16 protein-coding genes are annotated in these 16,034 nt (G+C 70.7%); 10 read left to right on the top strand and 6 right to left on the bottom strand.

Annotated features, from left to right (window positions below):
* The first annotated feature begins 29 nt into the window (after positions 1 to 29).
* The 5 genes from BO996_RS03650 to BO996_RS03630 all read left to right on the top strand — a co-directional run bounded on the left by BO996_RS03650 (position 30) and on the right by BO996_RS03630 (position 4,784).
* Positions 30 to 929 (top strand): LysR family transcriptional regulator, encoded by a 900-nt coding sequence (locus BO996_RS03650; RefSeq protein WP_071954025.1) that lies wholly within the window; start codon positions 30 to 32, stop codon positions 927 to 929.
* Positions 930 to 994: 65 nt separating this feature from the next.
* Positions 995 to 1,960 carry a thiamine-phosphate kinase gene (gene thiL / locus BO996_RS03645; protein WP_071954024.1) on the top strand — a complete coding sequence of 322 codons (966 nt, stop codon included), beginning with the start codon at positions 995 to 997 and terminating at the stop codon, positions 1,958 to 1,960.
* Positions 1,961 to 1,998: 38 nt separating this feature from the next.
* The gene (locus BO996_RS03640) at positions 1,999 to 3,651 is read left to right on the top strand and encodes a DUF4139 domain-containing protein (protein WP_071954023.1); all 1,653 of its coding nucleotides are present in this window, start codon (positions 1,999 to 2,001) and stop codon (positions 3,649 to 3,651) included.
* 130 nt (positions 3,652 to 3,781) lie between these two features.
* Positions 3,782 to 4,282 carry a phosphatidylglycerophosphatase A family protein gene (locus tag BO996_RS03635; RefSeq protein ID WP_012202641.1) on the top strand — a complete coding sequence of 167 codons (501 nt, stop codon included), beginning with the start codon at positions 3,782 to 3,784 and terminating at the stop codon, positions 4,280 to 4,282.
* A 10-nt stretch (positions 4,283 to 4,292) separates the two neighbouring features.
* Entirely contained in the window at positions 4,293 to 4,784 is a 492-nt protein-coding gene (locus BO996_RS03630; RefSeq protein ID WP_071954022.1) for a CinA family protein, read from the top strand.
* Here the strand turns inward: BO996_RS03630 and BO996_RS03625 are convergent.
* From BO996_RS03625 to BO996_RS03610, 4 genes are all read right to left on the bottom strand, one after another.
* Complete coding sequence (locus BO996_RS03625) at positions 4,765 to 5,079, bottom strand: helix-turn-helix domain-containing protein (RefSeq protein ID WP_071954021.1); 315 nt, start codon at positions 5,077 to 5,079, stop codon at positions 4,765 to 4,767. The two genes, BO996_RS03630 and BO996_RS03625, sit on opposite strands and share 20 nt — an antisense overlap.
* 33 nt (positions 5,080 to 5,112) lie before the next feature.
* On the bottom strand, positions 5,113 to 5,937 hold the full coding sequence (locus BO996_RS03620; RefSeq protein WP_016450524.1) for a YecA/YgfB family protein: 825 nt from the start codon (positions 5,935 to 5,937) through the stop codon (positions 5,113 to 5,115).
* A 270-nt stretch (positions 5,938 to 6,207) separates the two neighbouring features.
* A complete protein-coding gene (locus BO996_RS03615; protein WP_012202629.1) occupies positions 6,208 to 7,350 on the bottom strand; it encodes an acyl-CoA dehydrogenase family protein in 1,143 nt (380 codons plus the stop codon).
* Positions 7,351 to 7,398: 48 nt separating this feature from the next.
* A complete protein-coding gene (locus BO996_RS03610) occupies positions 7,399 to 8,964 on the bottom strand; it encodes an AMP-binding protein (RefSeq protein ID WP_071954020.1) in 1,566 nt (521 codons plus the stop codon).
* A gap of 162 nt (positions 8,965 to 9,126) precedes the next feature.
* On the opposite strand from BO996_RS03610, the gene BO996_RS03605 reads away from it, so the two are divergent.
* The 4 genes from BO996_RS03605 to BO996_RS03590 are packed head-to-tail and all read left to right on the top strand — an operon-like array spanning position 9,127 to position 13,274.
* Positions 9,127 to 10,314, top strand: coding sequence for a thiolase family protein (locus BO996_RS03605; protein ID WP_071954019.1), 1,188 nt, complete (start codon positions 9,127 to 9,129; stop codon positions 10,312 to 10,314).
* A 22-nt stretch (positions 10,315 to 10,336) separates the two neighbouring features.
* Positions 10,337 to 11,116, top strand: a complete 780-nt coding sequence (locus BO996_RS03600) for an SDR family NAD(P)-dependent oxidoreductase (protein ID WP_013804731.1) — start codon at positions 10,337 to 10,339, stop codon at positions 11,114 to 11,116.
* A gap of 40 nt (positions 11,117 to 11,156) precedes the next feature.
* Positions 11,157 to 12,119 (top strand): Bug family tripartite tricarboxylate transporter substrate binding protein, encoded by a 963-nt coding sequence (locus BO996_RS03595; protein WP_071954018.1) that lies wholly within the window; start codon positions 11,157 to 11,159, stop codon positions 12,117 to 12,119.
* A 21-nt stretch (positions 12,120 to 12,140) separates the two neighbouring features.
* Positions 12,141 to 13,274, top strand: coding sequence for a CaiB/BaiF CoA transferase family protein (locus BO996_RS03590; RefSeq protein WP_071954017.1), 1,134 nt, complete (start codon positions 12,141 to 12,143; stop codon positions 13,272 to 13,274).
* A 1-nt stretch (position 13,275) separates the two neighbouring features.
* Here the strand turns inward: BO996_RS03590 and BO996_RS03585 are convergent, their stop codons facing one another.
* A complete protein-coding gene (locus BO996_RS03585) occupies positions 13,276 to 14,058 on the bottom strand; it encodes an IclR family transcriptional regulator (RefSeq protein WP_012202623.1) in 783 nt (260 codons plus the stop codon).
* Positions 14,059 to 14,252: 194 nt separating this feature from the next.
* On the opposite strand from BO996_RS03585, the gene BO996_RS03580 reads away from it, so the two are divergent.
* Positions 14,253 to 15,077: a hypothetical protein gene (locus BO996_RS03580; RefSeq protein WP_071954016.1), complete on the top strand. Its 825-nt coding sequence runs from the start codon at positions 14,253 to 14,255 to the stop codon at positions 15,075 to 15,077.
* Between the two features lie 41 nt (positions 15,078 to 15,118).
* Here BO996_RS03580 and BO996_RS03575 read toward each other — a convergent pair whose 3' ends face one another.
* Positions 15,119 to 15,943 carry an IclR family transcriptional regulator gene (locus BO996_RS03575; RefSeq protein WP_071954015.1) on the bottom strand — a complete coding sequence of 275 codons (825 nt, stop codon included), beginning with the start codon at positions 15,941 to 15,943 and terminating at the stop codon, positions 15,119 to 15,121.
* Between the last annotated feature and the right edge of the window lie 91 nt (positions 15,944 to 16,034).

Here is a 16,034-nt window from a genome sequence, read left to right as displayed (position 1 = left end):
TTATTCGGATCAACTCATCCAAAAACCAGATGAATATCTCCTCCCGCCAGCTCGATGCCTTCATCGCCCTGGCCCAGCTCAGCAGCTTCACCCTGGCCGCGCAGCGCTGCCATCTGTCGCAGCCGGCCTTCAGCGCCCTGATCAAGGGGCTGGAAGACGGCGTGGGCGTGCGCCTGTTCGACCGCAGCACGCGCCATGTGGCGCTGACGCAGGAGGGGGCGCAGTTTCTCGATGCCGCGCAGCGCATACGCGCCGACCTGGGCGATGCCGTGCACGGCCTGCGCGAGGCGGCGGCGCTGCAGCGCGGGCGCGTGTCCATCGCCCTGCTGCCTTCGCTGGCGGCGGCCTGGCTGCCGCCCGTGCTGGCGCTGTTCCATGCGCGCCATCCGGGCATACAGCTGCAGGTGTCGGACCTGCTGTCCGAATCGTGCATCGCCCAGGTGGCCTCGGGCCAGGCCGACCTGGCGCTGGCCGCCATCCGCGCCGACACCGAGGAACTGCAGGCCGAATGGTTCTGCGCCGACCGGCTGCACCTGGTCTGCCGCACCGACCATGCGCTGGCGGCCCTGCCCGCGCCGACCATGGCCGACCTGCGGGACCAGCCCTTCATCCAGCTCGCCCGCCACAGCAGCGTGCGCCAGTACCTGGAATCGCAGGAGCAGGCCCCGCCCCTCAACACCTTGCTGGAAGTGGAGCACCTGGCCACCGTGATGGGCATGGTGCGCGCGGGCCTGGGCATCAGCGTGGTGCCGGCCCTGGCGCTGTTCCACTTCGTGCAGCCGGGCCTGGTGACGCGCCCGCTGGCCGATGCCGACCGCCGGCGCGACCTGTACCTGGTGCGCAGGCGCCAGCGCAGCCTGTCGCCGGCCGCCCAGGCCTTCCACGCGCTGGCGCTGGAGCATCGGCCCGGTGCGGGCGAGACCACCTGATACGGCGCAGCACGAACCTCGCAGCACAATAGCCCGATCGCCAAACGCATCCGAAAGCCGCCACCGTGGGTGAATTCGACCTGATCCGCCGCTTCTTCCAGCGCCCCGTGCGCCGCGCCGCCCTGGGCGTGGGCGATGACTGCGCCCTGCTCGCCCCGGCGCCGGGCATGCAGCTGGCCGTCTCCAGCGACATGCTGGTCGAGGGCCGGCATTTCTTCGCCGACGTGGACCCGCGCCTGCTGGGCCACAAATCCCTGGCCGTGAACCTGTCCGACCTGGCGGCCTGCGGCGCGCGCCCGCTGGCCTTCACCCTGGCCCTGTCCCTGCCGCGCGCCGATGCGGCCTGGACCGAAGCCTTCGCAGGCGGCCTGCTGGCCCTGGCCGACGCCCACGGCTGCGAGCTGGTCGGCGGCGACACCACCCAGGGGCCCTTGAACATCTGCATCACCGTCTTCGGCGAGGTGCCGCCCGGCCAGGCCCTGCTGCGCAGCGGCGCGCGCGCGGGCGACGACATCTGGGTCAGCGGCAGCCTGGGCGATGCCCGCCTGGCGCTGGAAGCCCTGCTGGGCCACACCACCCTGCCACCCGGCACGCTGGCCGCCGCGCGCCAGCGCCTGGAAGCGCCCACGCCGCGCGTGGCCCTGGGCCAGGCGCTGCGCGGCATTGCCAGCAGCGCGCTGGATGTGAGCGACGGCCTGCTGGGCGACCTGGGCCACATCCTCGAGCAATCCCGCGTGGGCGCCAGCCTGGACACGCGCCTGATCACGCCGCTGCTCGATGCCGGCCGGCACACGCCCCTGGCCATCGACCTGCTGCACCAGTGCACCCTGTCCGGCGGCGACGACTACGAGCTGTGCTTCACGGCCCCGGCCGACAGGCGCGATGCCGTGCAGGCCGCAGGCCGCGACACCGCCACGCGCGTCACGCGCATCGGCTGCATCGAGGCCCCGCCCGGCCTGCGGCTGATCGGCCCGGACGGAGCGGCCATGGCGCCCCGGTGGACCTCATTCGACCACTTCGCTGCGGCCTGACGCCGCGCCAAACCACTTTCATCCGAGAAGGACTGCCCATGGTTCAACGCTCCGCCCTGCCCGCCCTCTCTGCCCTGGCCGCCGCCTGCTTCCTGCTGGCAGGCACCCCGGTCCAGGCCCAGGCACAAGCCCAGGAAGCCACCATCGCCCGCGCCCCCATCGCGCGCGTCACCCTGTATGCGGGCGTGGCCTCGGTGGAGCGCACGGCGCGCATCACGGCCGCCACGCGCCAGCTGGTGTTCGAGTGCCTGCCCGGCTCCATCGACCCGCAGAGCCTGCAGGTCAGCGCCGATGCCGGCGTGCGCCTGGGCGACTACAAGCTGCAGTCGCAGCCGCGCGAACTGGCCTCCAAGGCCTGCGCCAGCCCGCTGGAGCAGCAGATCCGCACGCTGGAAGACCAGTTGGCCGCGCTGGAGGCCGACGAGTCCGCCGCCAAGCTCGTGGGCGACTACCTGCAAGGCCTGGCCAAGCCCGGCGATGACGCCAAAGCCCCCGCCCTGCCCGCCGCCAGCCAGCTGGGCGCCGCCACCGAGGCGCTGCGCAGCACCAGCCGTGGCAACACGCTGCGCGCCCACCAGATCCTGCGGCAAAAGCAGGCGCTGCAGGAGCAGCTCAGGCCGCTGCAGCTCGAACGCGACCGCACGGGCGCAGGCAATGCCCAGGTGATGAAGGTCACCGTGCAACTGGCCAGCCCGGCCGATGCCAATGTGCAGCTCACCTACCAGGTGCGCGGCCCGAGCTGGCAGCCCACCTACCGCGCCCAGCTGGACCCGGCCAAGGGCACGGTGGCCATCGAACGCCTGGCCCTGGTGGCCCAGAACAGCGGCGAGGACTGGAGCCAGGTGCAGCTGCTGCTGTCCACCGGCCAGCCTTCGCGCAGCACGCAGGCACGCCTGCCCAATCCCTGGACGCTGGATGTGGAACGGCCCCGCCCCGTGGCCGCCATGGCCCCTCCGCCAGCGCCGGCCCCGGCGGCCCCTGCGATGATGCTGGAGCGCGCCCGCAAGCCCGGGGCGGCCGGCGAGGCGGCCGAACTGCCGGTGCTCGATGTCGCCAGCCTCAACACCGCCTACGCCACGCAGTTCTCCGTGCCCTACCGCATCAGCGTGCCCTCCAGCAGCGAGCGCGTGACCCTGGCCCTGGGCTCGCAGAACCTGCCGGCCACCCTGCTCACGCGCACGGCGCCCGCCGTGGAAGAGGCCGCCTACCTGGTGGCCCAGCTGGCCGTGCCGGCCGGTGTCTGGCCCGCAGGCCCCGTGGCCCTGTTCCGCGATGGCGCCTTCGCCGGCCAGGGCCGGCTAGACTTCGGCAACGCCGCCGCGCTGGCCCAGGGCCTGTCCTTCGGGCGCGATGACAAGGTGGTCGTGCGCAACCTGCCCGTGGACTCGGCCACCGGCAGCGGCGGCCTGCTCAGCAGCAGCACCGAACGCCAGGTCACGCGGCGCTTCCAGGTGGACAACCGCCATGACCGCGCCATCGAGCTGCAGGTGGTGGACGCCGCACCCGTCTCGCGCAACGAGCAGATCCGCGTGCAGTCCCAATACAGCCCGCAGCCGGCCACCACGCGCTGGAACGACCGCAACGGCATGATCGCCTGGCAGCAGCCGCTGGCCGCTGGCGCCAGCGCCAGCTTCGAGGCCCGCCACCAGATCCGCCATCCGCAGGATCTGGCGGTCGAAGAGCGTCAGTGAAGCACCAGGGCCGCGCTTATGATCTGGCCCCATGAGTGACGCGCCGCTGCGGCCGGAGGTTTCCGGCGATCCTGCTACCCCCACCTTTGCCTCTGCGGCGCGCCCACCGGAAGGCCCACCGCAGGGCGGCATGGCACGCCCCACGCTGGAATTCATGATGTCCCACCCGGCCCACTTCATCGCCATGGGGCTGGGCTCGGGGCTGGGGCGCATCGCGCCCGGCACCGTGGGCACGCTGTGGGCCTGGCTGTCCTTCCTGCTGCTGCAGCACTGGTTCACGCCCCAGCAGATCGGCCTGCTGATCGCGGGCAGCATTCCCCTGGGCTGGTGGGCCTGCACGGTCACGGCGCGCCACATGCGCGTGGCCGACCCGGGCAACCTGGTCTGGGACGAGATCGTGGCCTTCTGGCTGGTGCTGTGGCTGGTCATGCCCACGGGCTTCTGGGGCCAGCTCATCGCCTTTGCGCTGTTCCGCTTCTTCGACGCCGCCAAGCCCCAGCCCGTCAAATGGGCGGACCGGTGCTTCAAGGGCTTCGGCTGGCGCGGCGGCTGGGGGATCATGTTCGATGACCTGGTGGCCGCCTTCTGCACGCTGCTGGTCATCGCGCTGTGGCGCCATTTCATCGGCTGAAGGAACGGGCATGAACGCATCCAACGAACTCGTCGAAACCCTGGCAGGCCTGCTGCTGCAGCGCGGCTGGATGCTGGCCACGGCCGAGAGCTGCACGGGCGGCATGATCGCTGCGGCCTGCACGGACCGCGCCGGCTCCAGCGAATGGTTCGAGCGCGGCCTTGTCAGCTACTCCAACGCGGCCAAGCACGACCTGCTGGGCGTGCCCGAGGCGCTGATCGCCGAGCACGGCGCCGTGAGCGAGCCCGTGGCGCGCGCCATGGCCGAAGGCGCCATCGCCCACTCACGCGCGCAGTGCAGCGTGGCCGTGACAGGCGTGGCCGGGCCGGGCGGCGGCAGCGCCGCCAAGCCCGTGGGCACGGTCTGGTTCGGCTGGAGCGTGTACGGCACCACGCACAGCGAATGCCTGCGCTTTGACGGCGACCGCGCCGCCGTGCGCCAGGCCACCGTGGCACACGCCTTGCAGCGCCTCAATGCGCTGATCAGCGCAAGGCTTTTATGAGCCGGTGCGCGATCTCCTGCAGCGGTGCAGGCAGGGCGCGGTAGCTTTCCAGCAGGCGCTGCTCGTCCACGGGCAGCGGGGCGCTGTCGTCTTCCAGCCCCGCCGTCAGCTCCAGCGCCGTGGTCTGCAGCGCCAGGGCCACGCGGGCCAGGGTGTCGTTCTTGAGGGTGCGGATGGCCCCCGATTCGATCTGCGACACGGCCGAGGCCGTGATGCCCGCCGCCTCGGCCAGCCGGCCCTGGGTCATGCCCAGTTCGGCGCGGCGGGCGCGTATGCGTTCACCGATATGTCTCATGGCCCGTGCATCCAAAGCCTGTGGCGCGGGCGCTCAGGCGCCGTGGCACTTCTTGAACTTCTTGCCGCTGCCGCAGGGGCAGGGGTCGTTGCGGCCCGGCTGCTCGCCCTTGACGATGGTTTCCTGGCGCGGGCCCATGCTCTTCCAGATCTGGCGCAGGTCGTACAGCGCCCAGATGGCCTCGCCGAACTGCTCCACGCGCTCCTGGCTGGTGCTGGCGGGGCCGTCCTCGTCGTACATGCAGACTTCGGGCTTGCCGGTGTCGTCCTCGGTCAGGGCCACGACGGCGTTGAGCGCCTCGTTGAGCCAGCCGGCGGCTTCCTTGTCGCGCGGGGCGGCCCATTCCTCGGCCCAGTTCTCGACCACGAACATGAAGCCCAGCGCCCAGATCTGGCCGAACGAGGGAATCTCGCCGTCATCGGGACGCTCTTCCTCGGGCAGCGACAGGATGGCGCCGCGCATGTCCATGGCCTCGGGCTGGAAGGTGCGGTCGTCTTCCAGCGTCTTCACATCGGCGTCCAACTGGGTGCGGATCTCGTCCATGCGCAGGCCCACCAGCTCCAGAAAGCGCGCCTGCTGCGCCGCGTCCTTGAACACTTCCATCAGCGGCAGCGGCTGGCCCTCGGCCGCCTCCAGCGTGCCGCCGTCGCCCAGCAGCATGGGCAGCCACTCGGCGGCCGGCACCTCGCGGCGCGTGCAGATCAGCGCCGTCAGGAAACCGTCGCAGAACTCCCACTGCGGAATCTCCTCGCCGCGCGTGCGCAGCTCGTCGAGCAGATCGTCAAGCTCCTCCAGCGCCTCGGGCGTCAGGGCAGGCTCGTCGGGCAGGGCGGTGGCTTCGTGGGCGTCGTTGGACATGGCGGGAATCTCTAGGGAAAACAGGGGGAAGGAACCAGCCACGGCCAGCCCCTCGAATGAATGGCCCGCAGTGTAGCCGCGCCGCCATGCCCGTGGCGTCCGGTCGGAACTTGCCCCCGAAAGCCCAGCCGCCCCGATCGCCCGTGACCCCTGAGACGGGCGCGGCCCAAAGCCAGGGGCGCCGAGCAAGAGCCGCCTCGCGGCGATGGCGCCGTCCCCTCCCTCGCGGAGCGAGTAGAGAGGGGGAAGCCGCGCAGCGGCTCAGGGGGTTCAAAGAGTCCTTGCGATGATCTCCTTCATGATCTCGTCGCTCCCCCCGTAGATCCGCCCGATGCGCGCATCGGTCCAGGCGCGGCCGATCTGGTATTCGGTCATGTAGCCGTAGCCGCCGTGCAGTTGCAGGAATTCGTCGAGCAGGCGGTTTTGCAGCGCCGTGGCATTGAGCTTGACCATGGCGGCGCGGTCGGGGGCGAGCGCGCGGCGCAGGTGCAGGGCGATGCAGTCGTCCACGAAGACGCGCAGCATGGTGGCCTGGGCCTTGGCCTCGGCCAGCTTGAAGCGCGTGTTCTGGAAGTCGAACACCGGCTGGCCGAAGGCCTTGCGCTCGCGCGTGTAGGCAATGGTCTTGTGCAAAAAGGCCTCGATGGAGGCGGCCGCGCGCACGGCCACCACCAGGCGCTCCTGGGCCAGTTCGTGCATGAGGTACCTGAAGCCCGCGTTCTCCTCGCCCAGCAGGTGGTCGGCCGGCACGCGCACGTTATCGAAGAACAGCTCCGAGGTGTCCTGCGCCATGAGGCCGATCTTCTCGAGCTTGCGGCCCTTGGAGAAGCCGGGCATGCCGTCCTCGACCACGATCAGGGACACGCCCTTGGCCCCCATCTCGGGCGCGGTCTTGGCGACGACGATGACCAGCTCCGAATTGATGCCGTTGGTGATGAAGGTCTTCTGGCCGTTGAGCACGTAGTGGTCGCCCTCGCGCCGCGCCGTGGTGCGCACGGACTTGAGGTCGCTGCCCGCGCCGGGCTCGGTCATGGCGATGGCGCCGATCAGCTCGCCTGCGGCCATGCGCGGCAGCCAGCGGTCCTTCTGCGCCTTGCTGCCATAGGCATGGATGTAGGGCGCGACGATGTCCGAATGCAGCGGAAAGCCCAGTCCGCTGGCGCCCGTGCGCGCGATCTCCTCCAGCAGCACGGCGGCATGGCCGAAGTCGCCGCCGCCGCCGTAGGGCTCGGGCAGCATGGGGTTGAGCAGGCCTTCGCGCCCGGCCTTGCGCCAGACCTCCTTGGGCACGATGCCCTGGCGCTCCCATTCGGCATGGTGGGGGACGATCTCGCGCTCGAAGAAGCGGCGGGCCTGCTCGCGGAACTGTTCATGGTCTTCGCGGTAGACGGAGCGCTCGGTCAGGTCTTGCATGGGTCGGTATCCGGTGGTTGTCGGTGAGGAAAGACGGTGAAGGGCCGTTCAGGCGCTGCGCAGGTTGAAGCCCGCGTGGGGCTGCTCGCGCAGCCTGTCCTTGAGCACGCGGCGCAGCAGCTTGCCCGTGGGCAGGCGCGGCAGCTCGTCCACGAACTGCAGGCGCTGCGGGCGCTTGAGGCGCGACAGCGTGGCGCCGGCCTCGGCGACGATGGCGCGCGCCATCTCGGCGCTGGCCGCATGGCCCTGGCGCAGCACGACCACGGCCATGGGCTGCTCGCCGAAGTCGGGCTCGGGCACGCCGACCACGGCCACCTCCTGCACGGCCGGGTGCGTGGCCAGCGCGTTCTCTATCTCCTGCGGATAGAGGTTGACGCCGCCCGACAGGATGAGGTCCGCCCGCCGGTCGCTGAGGAAGAGGTAGCCCTCCTCGTCCACATGGCCCAGGTCGCCATAGGTGGCCCAGCCACGCTCGTCGATGGCCTCGCGGGTCTTGGCGGGGTCGTTGAGGTAGGCGAAGGGCGCCACGTCCGAGAAGAACACGCGGCCGATCTGGCCCGCAGGCAGCTCCTGCCCGTCGTCGCCCACGATGCGCAGCCGCCCGTAGCTGGCGCGGCCCACGGAGCCTGGACGCCGGCGCCATTCGGCGGAGTTGATCAGGGTGATGCCGCAGCCTTCGGAGCCTGCGTAGTACTCCAGCAGGATGTCGCCCCACCAGTCCAGCAGCGCCTGCTTGACGGCCACCGGGCAGGGCGCGGCCGCATGGATGGCGCAGCGGTGGCTGGACAGGTCATAGCCGTGCCGCACCTCCTCGGGCAGCTGCAGCAGGCGGCCCAGCATGGTCGGCACCCACTGGCTGTGGGTGATGCGGTAGCGCTCGATCATCGCCAGCGCCTGCTGTGCGTCGAAGCGCGCCGTGATCACCACCGCGCCGCCGCCGTCCAGCGTGCGCAGGCAGTAGCGCAGCGGCGCTGCGTGGTACAGCGGCGCGGGCGAGAGGTAGACCGCGTCGGCATCAAAGCCCATGTTGCGCTGCCAGGCCAGGAATTCGGGGTCGGCCTGCGTGCGGTAGAGCGCCGCCGGCAGCGCCTTCTTGATGCCCTTGGGCCGGCCCGTGGTGCCCGAGGAATACAGCAGGTCGCGCCCCAGCGGGCGGCCTGACAGGTCGATGGGCGCGGGCGCCTGCGCACGCCAGGCGGCCAGGGCATCGGCCAGCGACGGCAGGCCCGTGGATGCGCAGTCTCCGTCCACCGAATGCACGGTGGCCGCCAGCGCAGCCGGCAGCTGCGTCGCCGTGGCGGCCGAGGCAAAGACATGGCGCGCCCCGCTGTCGCCCAGGATGTAGGCCACCTCGGGCGCCGTCAGGTGGGTGCTGATGACCACCGCGTACAGGCCCGCCAGGCGCGCGGCCAGCACCAGCTCCAGGATCTCCACGCGGTTTTCCATCAGCACGGCCACCGTGTCGCCGGCCGCCAGGCCCTGCCCGGCCATCCACTGCGCCACCTCGCGCGAGCGCTGCGCCAGCGCGCCCGCCGTGTGCTGCTGGCCGCTGTCGCCCATGGTCAGCGCAACGCGGTCGGGCCGGGCATCGGCCCAACTGTGAAAGTCATGCACGCCTGTCTCCTTTGCTTTTTTGAATCCGCCGTCTCGAATTCATCGGGTTTTCAGCAAGTATTTTTGTTTACGCTCGGTTTTTCATCCGGGAAAACGCTTTGTTCAATGCAAATTTCGAGACTTATCATTCATTTCATGAACCTCCAGTCTCATTAAATCCGCATGAACACACCCGTCATCGTCGATGCCATCCGCAGTCCCATGGCCCGGGCCAAGCCCGATGGCGCCCTGGCCCAGCTCCACCCCGTCGATCTGCTCAGCCAGGTGCTGGATCAGCTCGTGCAGCGCAACCGCATCGACCCCGGCGCGGTGGACGATGTGATCACCGGCTGCGTGAGCCAGGCCGGCGAGCAGGCGGGCACGCCGGGCCGCCTGGCCTGGTTGGCCGCAGGCCTGCCGGCCCATGTGCCGTCCACCACCATCGACCGCAAGTGCGGCTCCAGCCAGCAGGCGGTGCACTTTGCCGTGCAGGCCATCATGTCGGGCACGCAGGACATGGTGATCGCCTGCGGCGTGGAGTCCATGAGCCGCGTGCCCATGGGCAGTTCGCGCATGGGGCAGAACACCACGGGCGCACGCTTCGATGCGCGCTTTGCGCCGGGGCTGGTGGGTCAGGGCGTGTCGGCCGACCTCGTGGCCGCGCGCTGGGGCCTGGGCCGCGAGGAACTGGATGCCTATGCCGCGCGATCGCACCAGCGCGCCCATGCGGCCCAGTCGGCCGGGCACTTCGAGCGCGAGATCGTGGGCATCACCACGCCTGCCGGCCTCTTCACGGCGGACGAGACCATCCGCCCGGGCACCACGGCGCAGAAGCTGGGCGCGCTCAAGGCCGTGTTCCAGAACGACGAGCTGTCGGCGCGCTTTCCGCAGATCCGCTGGCACACCACGGCGGGCAATGCCTCGCAGATGACCGACGGCGCCAGCGCCATGCTGCTGATGAGCGAAAAGCGCGCCCAGCAACTGGGCCTGCGCCCGCGTGCGCGCTTCGTGGCGCTGGACGTGGTGGGCGACGATCCGCTGTACATGCTCACGGCCCCCATTCCCGCCACGCGGCGCGTGCTGGCCAAGGCCGGCATGCGGCTGGAGCAGATGGACCACTGCGAGATCAACGAGGCCTTCGCCTCCGTCCCCCTGGCCTGGCTGAAAGAGCTGAGGGAACTGGGCGCCGACCCCGAGCGGCTGAACCCGCGCGGCGGCGCCATCGCCCTGGGCCATCCGCTGGGCGCCTCGGGCATCCGTCTGATGACCACCATGCTGCACGCGCTGGAGGACAGCGGCGCGCGCTACGGCCTGCAATCCATGTGCGAGGCCGGCGGCATGGCCAACGCCACCATCATCGAACGCCTGTGAGCCAGGCACGGGAGACACATCCATGCAACTGCAAGAGAACATGACGGCCCTGGTGACGGGCGGCGTATCGGGCCTGGGCGAGGCATCGGCCCAGGCGCTGCTGGAACGCGGCCTGAACGTGGTGGTGGTGGACCTGAACGAGGACCGCGGCGCGGCCATGGTGGACGCCGCCCGCCAGCGCCACGGCAGCCGCCTGCGCTTCGTGAAGGCCGACGTGGCCGACGCCGACCAGATGGCCGCCGCCATTGCGGCCGCCGAGGACTTCGGCGAGTTCCGCGCCCTGGTGCACTGCGCGGGCGTGGGCGGGCCGCTGCGGCTGGTGGAGAAAGACGGCAGCCCGGGCTCGCTGGACAAGTACACGGGCATCGTGCGCGTGAACCTGATCGGCACCTTCAACACGCTGCGCCTGGCCGCCGCCAGCATGGCGCGCAACGAGCCCGTGCAAGGCGAGCGCGGCGCCTGCGTGCTCACGGCCTCGGTGGCGGGCTATGAGGGGCAGATCGGCCAGATTCCCTATGCATCGGCCAAGGCCGGCATCATCGGCATGACCATCGTCGCCGCGCGCGACCTGGCCACGCGCATGATCCGCGTGTGCACCATTGCGCCGGGCCTGTTCGACACGCCCATCCTGGCCAAGCTGCCCGACAACATCCGCCAGTCGCTGGCCGCCTCCGTGCCCAACCCCGCACGCCTGGGCCACCCGTCCGAGTACGCGATGACCGCGCTGCACATTCTTGAAAATCCCATGCTCAATGGCGAGACGATTCGCCTGGACGGTGCCATCCGCATGAGTCCTCGCTGAGAAGCGCCCTGGCCCAGCACACGCGCGGAGAAGAAACACCATGTTCAAACGCCTCACGCTGGCGGCTGCCGCCTGGCTGTGCGCCACGGCAGCCATTGCAGCCGATGCCTGGCCCACGCGGCCCATCACCCTGGTCGTGCCGGGCGCGGCCGGGGGTTCCACCGACATTCCCGCGCGGCTGCTGGCGCTCAAGCTGGGCGAGCGGCTGGGCCAGCCCGTCATCGTGGACAACAAGCCGGGCGCGGGCGGCTCCATCGGTGCCAGCCAGGTGGCACGCGCGCAGCCGGACGGCTATACGGTGCTGGTGGGCAACACGGGCTCCAACGCCATCAACTACACGGCCTACAAGAAGCTGCCCTACAGGCCCGAGGACTTCGTGGCGCTGACGGACATGATCTCGTTTTCCAACGTGCTGGTCGTGCCCCAGGCATCGCCGGTGCGCTCACTGGACGATCTGCTCAAGGCCGCGCGGCAGGCGCCGGGCAAGCTGTCGTTCTCCTCGGCCGGCGTGGGCCAGACCACCCACCTCATGGGCGAGCTGCTGCGCGATCGCACGGGCGTGGACGTGGTGCATGTGCCCTACCGTGGCTCGGCACCGGCGACGGCGGCCATCGTGTCGGGAGAGACGCAGTTCATGTTCGACAACCTCACGGCATCGCTGGTGCATATCAAGGCGGGCAAGCTGCATCCCATCGCCGTGACGGGCGCGCAGCGCGAGCCCGAGCTGCCCAACGTGCCCACCACCACCGAGCTGGGCCTGCAGGACTTCGACAAGGTCGGCTGGATGGGTTTCTTCCTGCCCGCGCAGACGCCGCCCGCCGTGGTGCGCAAGCTCACCGACGGCCTTGTCGCCGTGCTCCGGGACCCCGAGGTGGCGCGCCGCTACCGCGAGCTCGGCGGCCGCCCCGGCGGCATGCCCCAGGCGCAGTTCACCCAGCTGGTGGACAACGACCGCAAGAGCTGGGGCGCGCTGATCACCAGCCGCCAGCTGCAACTCGACTGAACTGTTTTCGACGGAGACGCCATGAAGGTGCTGGACAGCGTGCGCGTGCTGGAGATTGGCGGCATTGGTCCGGGGCCGTTCTGCGCCATGCATCTGGCGGACCTGGGGGCCGATGTGGTGTCCATCGTGCGGCCTGAGGCGGAACCCGCCGCCACCTCAGCCACCTCAGCCGCCTCCGCGCTGTCGCGCGGCAAGCGCTCGGTGTTCGCCGATCTCAAGTCACCCGAAGGGCGTGACCTGGTGCTGGCCCTGGTGCGCGATGCCGATGCGCTGATCGAAGGCATGCGGCCCGGCGCCATGGAGCGCCTGGGCCTGGGACCCGAGGCCTGCCAGGCCCTCAACCCGCGCCTGGTCTATGGTCGCATGACGGGCTGGGGCCAGGACGGTCCGCTGGCCCAGGCTGCCGGCCACGACAACAACTATGCCGCCGTCTCGGGCGCGCTGTGGGGGTGCGCGCCGGCCGATGCCCGGCCGGTCTCGCCCTTTGCCACGCTGGGCGACATCGGCGGCGGCGCCATGTACCTGATGACGGGGCTGCTGGCCGGCATCGTGCAGGCACGCGCCACGGGGCGCGGCACGGTGGTGGATGCGGCCATCGTCGATGGTGCGGCGCACATGCTCAACCTCATGCTGCACGCGCGCCAGCGCGGCCTGGTGGCCGACGAGCGCGGCCACAGCATCCACGACAGTGCGCCGTTCTACGAAACCTATGCCTGTGCCGATGGCGGCTTCATCACCGTGGGCGCCATCGAGCCGCAGTTCCATGCCCTGCTGCTGGACAGGCTGGGCCTGGCCGGTGCCGCAGCGTTCCAGGGCCCGCAGTGGGACCGCGCCGCCTGGCCGGCGCGGCGCGCGCAGCTGCAGACGCTGTTCGCCTCCCGGCCCCGCGCGCACTGGCAGCAATTGCTGGAGGGCAGCGATGCCTGCTTCGGCGCCGTGCTCAGTCCCGTGGAAGCAGCCCGCCACCCGCACCTGCAGGCGCGTGGCGTCTATCTGCAGCCCGAAGGCGGCGCCCTGCAGGCCAGCCCCGCGCCACGCTTTGACGGCCAGGCCTATGCGCCGGGTCCTGCGAATGCCGCAGGCTCCGACACCGCCAGCGTGCGGGAGAAGGTGAGAGCAGGCCGCGCGCAGGAAGTCTGGCGCAGCGCCCGCTGATTCACGAAAGGCTGGAGGCGCCCAGCATGCCCTCGACCAGGCGCACCAGCGTGATCAGGCGCGGCCCGGCATCGCTTTCCAGCGCGCGGCTCTGCGGGCTGTAGATGGGCAGGGAGACCGAGAACACCCAGTACTCGCCGTCCTTGGCCGTGGACATGGGCACGGCAATGGACTGGATCTCGCGGTGCAGGTCGCCGTGGCTGCGGCAAAAGCCGTGCTCGGCCAGGTCGCGCCGCGCATCGTCGAGCCGCTCGCGCAGTTGCTGGGCGCGTGCGGGATCGTCGGCCTGCAGTTCCGCGATGAAGGCCTCGCGCTCGGCCTCGGGCAGGCTCAGCAGGTAGGCGCGGCCCGTGGCGGTGCGCGACAGCGAGATGTGCACCCCGATCTCGGGCAGGAAGACCTTGTTGGTCAGGCCGTTGGCCAGCTCCACCAGGCACAGCTGGCGGCCGTGGCCGACGGCCAGCTGGATCTGGCCTTCCAGGTGATTGGCCAGCTCCTGCATGTGCGGCCGCGCGAACTGGCGCATGTGCATGCGCGCCAGCACGGGCGAGGACAGGTTCAGCAGCCCCACGCCCGGCACGTACTTGGACAGGCGCTCGGAGTAGCGCATCAGGTTCAGTTCGCACAGGGTGTCGATCAGGCGGAACAGCGTGGGCTTGGGCAGGCCCGTCATGTCCATCAGTTCACGGGCGCTGAGTTCCTGGTGCTTGTTGGAAAAGCACTGGAGCACGGAGATGCCGCGCACCAGGGCGGCCACCAGCTTGCCACTGTCTTCTGTGTTCATGAATGGTTTTCGGCACTGCTAAAGATGAAACGATTGTCTCAATTTTCCGGCTGCCAAGCGGCAAATCCACCGGCCTTGCCGCAGTGCAAACCCTGGCGCCACCGCCGGCCGGCGCAAGCGGCAAGTCCTGGCACGGCACAATTGCCGCATCCGGCTGGCGTTGCGCGCCAGCCACTCACTTTCCAGAGCCTGCCGTGTCCGAACCGTCCTTCGCCGTCCCGCCTACCGAGCCGCCAGACTACGACGCCTTTTTGCGCGCCCATGTGCTGAGCCAGCCCCTGAGCATCCAGCGCTATGACCGGGAAGACGAAACCATCTGGGTCAAGCGCGCGGGCGCCAGCAACCCGGCATGGCGCTATCGCGCGCTGGCCCTGCTCGCCTTGTGCCTGCGCCTGCCCGTGCTGCGGCCCGTGCCCAATCCCGGCGGCCACGAAGCCATCCGCACCGAGGTGCGCCGCCTGCGCCAGCTCGCGCAGCGCGGCCTGCGCGTGCCTGCCGTGCTAGCCGAGTGCGAGGACGGCTTTGCCATGCGCCACCTGGGCAGCCCCGGCGTGGAGGCGCCCTCGCTGGGCAATGCCATGGAAGCCGCCCTGCCCCGGGGCGACGGCAGCACGCTGGCGCTATGGTTGCAAGGCCTGCAGACGCTGCAGCAGGTGCATGGCAGCGGCGACTGCCTGAGCCAGGCCTTTGCGCGCAACATGGTCTGCTGTGCCGATGGCGTGATCGGCTTCATCGACTTCGAGGACGACCCCGCCGCCCACCTGCCCCTGGCGCTGTGCCGCGTGCGCGATGCCCTGTGCTACGCCCACTCCACGGCCTGGATACTGGAGCAGGCCGGCGCCATGCCGGCCGCGCGCACGGCCTGGCAGGATTTCGTGCAGTCCATGGACCCCGAGACCCGCGCCCTGATGGCCCGCACCGTGAAACAGCTGGCCTGGGTGCGCCGCCTGCCCGAAAGCCGCCGCCTGGGCCGCGACATGCAGCGCGTGCGCATGGCCTACACGCTGGTGACGCCGTAGCGGCAGCGGGCTGCAGGCCTCAGCCGGGCCTCAGCCGGGCTTCAGTCGGGCAGATGGCCCAGCGAGGCGCTGACGCGCGCCGCTTCGGCGCGCAGGGCCCGGGCCACCGCGCCCTGCGGGTCCGGGTCGAAGCCGCCGCTGGCGCCCAGCGCGCACAGCACGCCCACCACATGGCCCGTGTAGTCGTGCAGCGGCGCCGCCACGGCGCTGATGCCCGGCAGGTTGACGTCGCGCACCGAGGCGCAGCCCGCAGCGCGGATCTCGCGGCGCAGCGTGCCCAGCGGGTCCGCGCCATCGAGCAGCGCGCGCCGCGCGGCCGGCGCCTCGGCCAGCTCCCGGGCCAGCAGCGCATCCACGCGGGCATCGTCGTCCATGAAGGCGAAGAAGGCGCGCCCCGTGGCCGACCACAGCAGCGACATCACCGAGCCCACACGCACATTGACGGTGACCGGCAGGCCCGGCTCCTCGAAGCGCACGATGGTCGGCCCCAGGTTGCCCATCACGGCCACGAAGCTGGTGACCTGCAAGGCCTCGCGCAGGTGCAGCAGGGCCGGCTCGGCCAGGCGGATGGGGTCGGACTGCCGCATGGCGGCCAGGCCCACGCGCATGGCCTCGGCCGCCAGCGCGTACTGCGTGCCGCCACGGTCCTGCTCCACCAGCCCCTCGGCCATCAGGCTGGCCAGGTAGCGGTGGACCTTGGCCGGGCTTTCCTCCACCGCGCCCGCGATGGCCGTGAGGCTGGCGCGTCCGCCCAGCGTGGCCAGGGCCTTGAGCACGGCCAGGCAGGTCTCGGCGGCCTGCACGCGCTGGCGCCTTTCGCGCGGCGGCGCGGGCTCGTCGATCTCGGAGGCAACAGTGGAAGTCATGGCGGCAGGGCGGGTCTGGAAAGGCCTGTTTTAAGGGCTGGCGGGGCATTGTGCCGCAGCTTGCGGGTAATCCCGGGCGGTGTTTTTACGC

It is taken from the genome of Delftia sp. HK171 (assembly GCF_001886655.1).
Classification (GTDB): Bacteria; Pseudomonadota; Gammaproteobacteria; order Burkholderiales; family Burkholderiaceae_C; genus Comamonas; species Comamonas acidovorans.
Note: the sequence above shows the minus strand (reverse complement) of the source record. Positions and strands in the feature narration are given on the sequence as shown.

What these genes read in the sequence shown, in the direction of transcription:
- BO996_RS03650 (WP_071954025.1), top strand. Translation starts at nt 30, where the DNA reads ATGAATATCTCCTCCCGCCAGCTCGATGCCTTCATCGCCCTGGCCCAG.
- BO996_RS03640 (WP_071954023.1), top strand. Translation starts at nt 1,999, where the DNA reads ATGGTTCAACGCTCCGCCCTGCCCGCCCTCTCTGCCCTGGCCGCCGCC.
- BO996_RS03635 (WP_012202641.1), top strand. Translation starts at nt 3,782, where the DNA reads ATGGCACGCCCCACGCTGGAATTCATGATGTCCCACCCGGCCCACTTC.
- BO996_RS03630 (WP_071954022.1), top strand. Translation starts at nt 4,293, where the DNA reads ATGAACGCATCCAACGAACTCGTCGAAACCCTGGCAGGCCTGCTGCTG.
- BO996_RS03625 (WP_071954021.1), bottom strand. Translation starts at nt 5,079, where the DNA reads ATGAGACATATCGGTGAACGCATACGCGCCCGCCGCGCCGAACTGGGC.
- BO996_RS03620 (WP_016450524.1), bottom strand. Translation starts at nt 5,937, where the DNA reads ATGTCCAACGACGCCCACGAAGCCACCGCCCTGCCCGACGAGCCTGCC.
- BO996_RS03615 (WP_012202629.1), bottom strand. Translation starts at nt 7,350, where the DNA reads ATGCAAGACCTGACCGAGCGCTCCGTCTACCGCGAAGACCATGAACAG.
- BO996_RS03605 (WP_071954019.1), top strand. Translation starts at nt 9,127, where the DNA reads ATGAACACACCCGTCATCGTCGATGCCATCCGCAGTCCCATGGCCCGG.
- BO996_RS03600 (WP_013804731.1), top strand. Translation starts at nt 10,337, where the DNA reads ATGCAACTGCAAGAGAACATGACGGCCCTGGTGACGGGCGGCGTATCG.
- BO996_RS03595 (WP_071954018.1), top strand. Translation starts at nt 11,157, where the DNA reads ATGTTCAAACGCCTCACGCTGGCGGCTGCCGCCTGGCTGTGCGCCACG.
- BO996_RS03590 (WP_071954017.1), top strand. Translation starts at nt 12,141, where the DNA reads ATGAAGGTGCTGGACAGCGTGCGCGTGCTGGAGATTGGCGGCATTGGT.
- BO996_RS03585 (WP_012202623.1), bottom strand. Translation starts at nt 14,058, where the DNA reads ATGAACACAGAAGACAGTGGCAAGCTGGTGGCCGCCCTGGTGCGCGGC.
- BO996_RS03575 (WP_071954015.1), bottom strand. Translation starts at nt 15,943, where the DNA reads ATGACTTCCACTGTTGCCTCCGAGATCGACGAGCCCGCGCCGCCGCGC.